General features: G+C 70.3%; 7 protein-coding genes. 2 read left to right on the top strand and 5 right to left on the bottom strand.

The features are described 5' to 3' along the window. Positions 1-78: 78 nt before the first annotated feature. The gene (gene lpdA, locus I4I78_RS27860; protein ID WP_218614472.1) at positions 79-1,482 is read right to left on the bottom strand and encodes a dihydrolipoyl dehydrogenase; all 1,404 of its coding nucleotides are present in this window, start codon (positions 1,480-1,482) and stop codon (positions 79-81) included. A 10-nt stretch (positions 1,483-1,492) separates the two neighbouring features. Next, the gene (locus tag I4I78_RS27855; protein WP_218614471.1) at positions 1,493-2,020 is read right to left on the bottom strand and encodes a MarR family winged helix-turn-helix transcriptional regulator; all 528 of its coding nucleotides are present in this window, start codon (positions 2,018-2,020) and stop codon (positions 1,493-1,495) included. Positions 2,021-2,112: 92 nt separating this feature from the next. On the opposite strand from I4I78_RS27855, the gene I4I78_RS27850 reads away from it, so the two are divergent. Both I4I78_RS27850 and I4I78_RS27845 read left to right on the top strand, forming a co-directional pair. Then, the gene (locus I4I78_RS27850; protein ID WP_218614470.1) at positions 2,113-2,676 is read left to right on the top strand and encodes a YceI family protein; all 564 of its coding nucleotides are present in this window, start codon (positions 2,113-2,115) and stop codon (positions 2,674-2,676) included. Between the two features lie 100 nt (positions 2,677-2,776). Further along, entirely contained in the window at positions 2,777-3,526 is a 750-nt protein-coding gene (locus I4I78_RS27845) for a helix-turn-helix domain-containing protein (RefSeq protein ID WP_218614469.1), read from the top strand. 57 nt (positions 3,527-3,583) lie between these two features. On the opposite strand, the gene I4I78_RS27840 is transcribed toward I4I78_RS27845, so the two are convergent. From I4I78_RS27840 to I4I78_RS27830, 3 genes are all read right to left on the bottom strand, one after another. After that, a complete protein-coding gene (locus I4I78_RS27840) occupies positions 3,584-4,018 on the bottom strand; it encodes a VOC family protein (protein WP_226380564.1) in 435 nt (144 codons plus the stop codon). A 140-nt stretch (positions 4,019-4,158) separates the two neighbouring features. Continuing rightward, the gene (arc, locus tag I4I78_RS27835) at positions 4,159-5,967 is read right to left on the bottom strand and encodes a proteasome ATPase (RefSeq protein WP_218614468.1); all 1,809 of its coding nucleotides are present in this window, start codon (positions 5,965-5,967) and stop codon (positions 4,159-4,161) included. A gap of 183 nt (positions 5,968-6,150) precedes the next feature. After that, positions 6,151-6,978, bottom strand: coding sequence for a tRNA (adenine-N1)-methyltransferase (locus I4I78_RS27830; protein WP_218614473.1), 828 nt, complete (start codon positions 6,976-6,978; stop codon positions 6,151-6,153). Positions 6,979-7,067: the final 89 nt, after the last annotated feature.

The following is a 7,067-nucleotide window of genomic DNA, read 5'->3' as shown; positions in this document are numbered from 1 at the left end:
TCGACACAGAAAACCGCTCACGAACTCCGAGAGTTCGTGAGCGGTTCCGTGGAGAGCACCCGCCGGGGCGGGCAGGCGTCAGAGGTTGATCATGTGCCCGGCGAGGCCGTGGATGGCCTCCTGCAGGCCCTCGGACAGGGTCGGGTGCGCGTGCACGTTGCGGGCCATCTCGTAGACCGTGAGGTCCCACTTCTGGGCCAGGGTCAGCTCCGGCAGGAGCTCGGTGGCCTCGGCGCCGATGATGTGGCCGCCGAGCAGCTCGCCGTAGGTCTCGTCGGCGATCAGCTTCACGAACCCGTTCGGCTCGCCCATGCCCTGCGCCTTGCCGTTCGCGGTGAACGGGAAGGACACGGCCTTGACCTTCCACCCCTTCTCCTGCGCCAGCTCCTCGGCCTGGGCCTGGGTGTAGCCGAAGCTCGCGACCTGCGGCTGGCAGAACGTCGCGCGCGGCATCATGACGTACTCGAGCTCCTGGGTCTCGGCGTCGGCCAGGGTCTCCGCGGCCACCACCCCCTGCGCCTCGGCGACGTGGGCGAGCATCAGCTTCGCGGTGACGTCGCCGATCGCGTAGACGTGCTCGACGTTGGTGCGCATGTGGTCGTCGATCGCGATCGCGCCGCGCTCGGTCAGCTCGACGCCGAGCTTGTCCAGCCCGAACCCGTCGACCCGGGGGGCGAAGCCGATGGCCTGCACGACCTTGTCCGCGCGCAGCTCCTCGCTACCCTTGTCCGAGGACACGGTGACCGTGACGCCGGACCCGTCGTCGACGATCGACTCGACCTTGGTCGAGGTCCGGACCGTGACGCCGAGCTTCTTGTAGCGCTTGCCGAGCTCCTTGGACACGTCCGCGTCCTCGAGCGGCAGCAGCCGGTCCAGGAACTCGACGATCGTGACGTCGACGCCGTAGTTGGCCAGCACGTAGGCGAACTCGACGCCGATCGCGCCCGCGCCGGCGATGACCACGGACTTCGGCAGCTCGCGGGTGAGGATCTGCTCCTCGTAGGTCACCACGCGCTCGGAGAGCTCGGTCCCGGGCAGCAGCTTCACCGTGGAGCCGGTCGCGATGATCACGTCGCCGTAGGTGAGGGTCTCGCTGCCGCCGCCGGAGAGCTCGACCTCGATCGTCCCGGGCTCGGCGAAGCGGCCCAGACCGTCGAACTCGGTGATCTTGTTCTTCTTCATCAGGAAGTGCACGCCCTTGACCCGGCCGTCGGCCACGGTCCGGCTGCGGTCGAACGCGGCGCCGAAGTCGAAGGAGACCTCACCGGAGATGCCGAAGGTCTTCTGCTCGTGGCTCATGATGTGGGCGAGCTCGGCGTTGCGCAGCAGGGCCTTCGACGGGATGCAGCCCACGTTGAGGCACACACCGCCCCAGTACTTCTCCTCGACGACGGCCACGCTGCGGCCGAGCTGGGCGGCACGGATGGCCGCGACGTACCCGCCGGGGCCGGCACCGAGAACGACGACGTCGAAATGAGGCATGTGCGCCAGCCTAGGACGTCGCGGCCGCCGGCGTTGCCTGCGGGCCGTCCGGACCGGCGTCGCCGTCCACCGGCCACTGCGGTTGCGCCGACAGGTGCGTGACCAGGGTCTCCCCCACCTCGCGCAGCATCCGCTGCTGCTCCGGGCTCAACGCGTCGAACAGCACCTCCTGCACCGTGCCGACGTGCCCGGGTGCGGTGTCGCGCAACACCTGCATCCCCTCGTCGGTGAGCTCGGCGAGCTGGCCGCGGCGGTCGGTCGGGCAGGACCGGCGACGGATCCAGCCCGCCTCCTCCATCCGGGCCACCGCGTGCGAGACCCGGCTCCGCGAGGACAGCGACGACGTCGCGAGCAGACTCATCCGCAGCGTGCGGTCGGGCGCCTCGGACAGACGCACCAGAATCTCGTAGTAGGCCTGCGGCATCCCCGCATCGGCCTGCAGCTGGCGCTCGATCCGCTCGAACACCAGCCGGTTCGCCGCCAGGAACGCACGCCAGGTCCGCTGCTGGTCCTCGTCCAGCCACCGCGGGTGAGACACGACACCTCCAGGAAACAGTTGAACGCTCAAGTCGTTGGTACTAGTATCGCTCTCAACAAGTGAGAGTTCAACCAGTCTTCGGAGGATCACACATGTCCGCTCCCTCGGCCACCAGCATCCCGAACTACATCGCGGGCACCTGGGACATCGACGCCACGCACTCAGTCATCGGCTTCAGTGTCCGGCACATGATGGTGAGCAAGGTCAAGGGCCGCTTCGACCAGTTCGCCGGTGAGATCGTCACCGCCGAGAACCTCGAGGACTCCTCGGTCACCACCACGATCGACGCCACCTCGATCGACACCGGCAACGAGCAGCGCGACGGGCACATCAAGTCCGCCGACTTCTTCGAGGTCGAGACCCACCCGGAGTGGACCTTCCGCTCGACCGCCATCACCGCCAAGGGTGACGACCTCGTGCTGGCCGGCGACCTGACCATCAAGGGTGCGACCAAGCCGGTCGAGCTCGACCTCGAGGTCAACGGCTTCGGCCCGGACGCCTGGGGCGGCACCCGCGTCGGCTTCACCGCCACCACGACGATCAACCGCAGCGACTTCGGCGTCGACATCTCCCTGCCCCTCGACGGCGGCGGCGTCGTCGTCAGCGAGAAGGTCGGCATCGAGCTGGAGATCCAGGGCGTGCTGCGCACCTCCTGACCCCCCGCAGGAACCCGGGGCCGACCCGGCCCCGCGAGAACGAGCCCCGGCCGGCGATCCCGGCCGGGGCTCTCCCGCGTCCTCGGTAGGCTCCGGCGGCATGGGCACGCCGCGCTACCGGGAGCTGGCTCCGGTGCGACTGCCCGAGCCGGTGCGCGGGCTGGTCGAGTGCGCGTGGCGGGCCGAGATCCCGACCGACGCGGCGCCCCACGAGCAGCGTGTGCTGCCGGACGGCTGCATGGACCTGCTGCTGGTCGACGGCCGGATCGTGGTGGCCGGCCCGGATTCCGCGGCCCATCTCGCCCGGTCCGCACCGGGTTCGGCCACCACCGGACTGCGCTTCCGCCCCGGAGTCCTGCCCTCACTGCTCGGCGTCGCCGCGGACGCGGTGCGCGACCGTCGCGTCGACCTCTCCGACGTGCTCCCGTCGCCACGTTCGACGGTCGCGCCGGTCACCGGGAACGCCGCCGGCGCGCTGACGGCTCTGCTCGGCACGGCCACGGCGCTCGTCGCCGCCTCCGAGCACGACCGCCGTCGCCTGCCCGAGCCGCTGCCCGGGGCGGCGCTCCGTGCGCTGGCGACCGGGATGCCCGCCGCCGAGCTCGCCGCACGGCTCGGTCTCACCACCCGCATGCTGCACCGGCGCTGCGTGACCACCCTCGGCTACGGCCCGTCGGTCGCGCGGCGCGTCCTGCGCTTCCGCATCGCCACCGCGCTGCTCCACGCCGGCGTCTCCCCCGCCGAGGCCGCCGCACGGGCGGGTTACGCCGACCAGCCGCACCTGAGCCGCGAGGTCCGCGCCCTGGCCGGGGTGTCCCCCGCCCGCCTCATCGGCCCGCGCCGTCCATGATCGCCGGAAACGGTGCGGACCCGGCCACCGATGGCCGCGACGCACCACTCCCGCTGATCATGCCGACCCGCTCGGCGGGCTCTGCTCCATCCAGGCGAACAGGTCCAGCGACGAGCCGTCGGGATCGGCGACGGTGGCGTAGCGCTGGCCCCACGGAGCGTCGAAGGGCTCCAGGACGCCGGTGTGCCCGGCTCCGGTGATCCGTGCGTAGGCCGCGTCGACGGCGTCGGCGTCGGGGAGCAGGAACGCCAGGCCCACCCGGCCGTCGCCGGAGGCCGGCGGGATCCGGTCCGGGTGGAACCCGGCCACCAGGGCGTCGGTGTCGAATCCGAGCCGGAGCCCGCCCCGCAGCGCGACCTCGACGTGCACCTCGCTGTCCGCGGAGTCCGGGATCTCCAGGCCGACCATCCGGTAGAACGCCAGGGACCGGGCCATGTCCGACACCACGATCCCGATCATGTCCAGCTGGGCGCCGATGCTCTCGTTGCTCATGGCGGGAACGGTAGGCGCGGTCGCGCACCACGTCGTGAACGGATCGGACACACGGACGGGCCCCGCCGCGGCGATCGCGACGGAGCCCGTCCGTGGTGGAGCCCGTTCGTGGTGGAGCCCGTTCGTGGTGGAGCAGGTGCCTACAGGTACTGGCCGGTGTTCGACGCGGTGTCGATCGCGCGGCCGGTGGCGTCGTTCTTGCCGCTGACCAGCGTGCGGATGTAGACGATCCGCTCGCCCTTCTTGCCCGAGATCCGTGCCCAGTCGTCCGGGTTGGTCGTGTTGGGCAGGTCCTCGTTCTCGGCGAACTCGTCGACGATCGCGTCCAGCAGGTGCTGCACGCGCAGACCCTTCTGGCCGGTCTCGAGCACCGACTTGATCGCGGACTTCTTCGCCCGGTCGACGATGTTCTGGATCATCGCACCGGAGTTGAAGTCCTTGAAGTAGAGCGTCTCCTTGTCGCCGTTGGCGTAGGTGACCTCCAGGAACCGGTTCTCCTCGGTCTCGTCGTACATCCGCTCGACGACCCGCTGGATCATCGCGTCGACACACGCCTTGCGACTGCCCGCGAACTCGGCGATGTCGTCGGCGTGCACCGGCAGGGTGTCGGTGAGGTACTTGGAGAAGATGTCCTGGGCGCCCTCGGCGTCCGGACGCTCGATCTTGATCTTCACGTCGAGCCGGCCCGGCCGCAGGATCGCCGGGTCGATCATGTCCTCACGGTTCGAGGCGCCGATCACGATGACGTTCTCCAGGCCCTCGACGCCGTCGATCTCGGCGAGGAGCTGGGGCACGATCGTCGTCTCGACGTCCGAGGACACACCCGAGCCACGGGTTCGGAAGATCGAGTCCATCTCGTCGAAGAACACGATCACCGGGGTACCGGCCGAGGCCTTCTCGCGAGCCCGCTGGAAGATCAGGCGGATGTGCCGCTCGGTCTCGCCGACGAACTTGTTGAGCAGCTCCGGGCCCTTGATGTTGAGGAAGAACGCCCGCCCCTCGTCCGGGTTGTCGCCGCGCTGCTTGGCGATCTTCTTCGCCAGCGAGTTGGCGACCGCCTTCGCGATCAGGGTCTTGCCGCAGCCGGGCGGGCCGTAGAGCAGCACGCCCTTGGGCGGGCGCAGCTCGTACTCGGTGAACAGCTCCGCGTGCAGGAACGGCAGCTCCACGGCGTCGCGGATCTGCTCGATCTGATGGAACAGGCCACCGATGTCCTCGTAGGCGACGTCCGGGACCTCCTCGAGCACGAGGTCCTCGACCTCCGCCTTGGCCACCCGCTCGTAGGCGTAGCCGGCGCGCGAGTCGGCCATCAGGTGGTCGCCGATCTTCAGCGGCGCGGAGTCCTCGTCCTCCCCGAGGTCGAACAGCGGCGAGGCCAGCCACATCACGCGTTCCTCGTCCGAGTTCCCGACGACGAGGCCGCGTCCGGGCGCCCCGTCCTCGGTCGGCCGGTCGATGATGTCGCGCAGCGCGTAGAGCTCGCCGACCTGCTCGAAGCCCATCGCCTCGACCACCGTGAGCGCCTCGTTCAGACGCACCGACTGGCCCGGACGGATGTGCTCGCCCTCCACCGCGGGCGACACCGGGACCCGCATGCGCCGCCCCGAGGTGAACACGTCGACCGTGTCGTCGTCGTAGCGGGCGAGGAAGACCCCGTAGCCCGACGGCGGCTGGGCCAGCCTGTCGACCTCCTCGCGCAGGGCGATCAGCTGGCCGCGAGCCTCTTTCAGAGTCTCGGTCAGCTTCTCGTTGCGCGCGTTGAGGGCGGAGAGACGACTGGTCGTCTCTGCGAGTCGTTGCTCGAGCACGCGGCTCTGCCGCGGTGTCTCGGTCAGCCGCTGGCGCAGCGTCGCGATCTCGTTCTCGAGGTATCGGATCTGTTCGGTGGTCTCAGATGGGCTGAGCTCACCGCTGTCACGCCTGCCGGGACCATCGTCCTGTGGGTTCACGGCAGCCTCCCTCCGTGTTCCGTTTCACCACGGTACCCGGTCGGGGGGTACCGCGGCGGTGCGTCGAACCGGTGATCCGGGCCTCAGCCGGACGGCACCTTGACGACACTCTGCGGCCTCCTGCCCGTCACCGCACCGTCGAACCGGAGGGGATCGTGTAAACATCTCGTGCCGCGGGATCCCTCAGCGGGTGGTCGTGGGGCGGCGCTGGGGCCGCGGCGTGGTGACGCCGTCGGCGAGGCGCCGGGCCATCACGAGGAACGCGGTGTGGCCGACCATCCGGTGGTCCGGGCGCACCGCCAGCCCGACCACGTGCCACGGCCTGACCAGCGACTCCCATGCCTGGGGCTCGGTCCAGGACTGCTGCTCGCGCAGCGCCTCGGTGAGCACCGACATCTGCGTCGTGGTGGCCACGTAGCCGATCAGGACCCCGCCCGGGATGAGCGCGTCACGGACCGTGTCGAGCACGTCCTGCGGCGAGAGCATGTCCAGGATGACGCGGTCGACCTCACCGACGTGCACCTTGAGGTCGTCGACGTGCAAGCGCCAGTTGGGTGGCGTGTGACCGAAGAACGTCGTCACGTTGCGTTCCGCGTCCGGCGCGTGGTCGGCGCGGATCTCGTAGGAGGTGACGCTCCCGGCCGGCCCGACGGCCTGCAGCAGCGAACACGTCAGCGCCCCTGAACCGGCACCGGCCTCGAGCACCCGCGCGCCCGGGAAGATGTCACCCCACATCAGGATCTGGGCGGCGTCGCGGGGGTAGATGACCTGCGCACCGCGGGGCATGGCGAGTACGTAGTCGGCGAGCAGCGGGCGCAGCGCGAGGTACGGCGTGCCCACGGCGGAGCGCACGACCGAGCCCTCCGGCTGTCCGATCAGGTCATCGTGGACGAGTCCGCCGCGGTGGGTGTGATACACGCCACCCTTCTCGAGAACGATGCTGTAGCGGCGGTTCTTCGAGTCGGTCAGCTGTACCCGGTCCCCGGCCTGGAAGGGGCCGCCGCGGGGCAGCGCCTGCGGGGTGCCGCCGACCGGCGCGCTCCCGTCCCCGTCCGCGGCGGGGTCGTTCCCGGCCGGGGACGGCTCCGGGGCGGTGGGCT

It is taken from the genome of Pseudonocardia sp. KRD291 (genome assembly GCF_019263595.1).
Classification (GTDB): domain Bacteria; phylum Actinomycetota; class Actinomycetes; order Mycobacteriales; family Pseudonocardiaceae; genus Pseudonocardia.
Note: the sequence above shows the minus strand (reverse complement) of the source record. Positions and strands in the feature narration are given on the sequence as shown.

What these genes read in the sequence shown, in the direction of transcription:
- I4I78_RS27840 (WP_226380564.1), bottom strand. Translation starts at nt 4,018, where the DNA reads ATGAGCAACGAGAGCATCGGCGCCCAGCTGGACATGATCGGGATCGTG.
- I4I78_RS27850 (WP_218614470.1), top strand. Translation starts at nt 2,113, where the DNA reads ATGTCCGCTCCCTCGGCCACCAGCATCCCGAACTACATCGCGGGCACC.
- I4I78_RS27845 (WP_218614469.1), top strand. Translation starts at nt 2,777, where the DNA reads ATGGGCACGCCGCGCTACCGGGAGCTGGCTCCGGTGCGACTGCCCGAG.
- lpdA (WP_218614472.1), bottom strand. Translation starts at nt 1,482, where the DNA reads ATGCCTCATTTCGACGTCGTCGTTCTCGGTGCCGGCCCCGGCGGGTAC.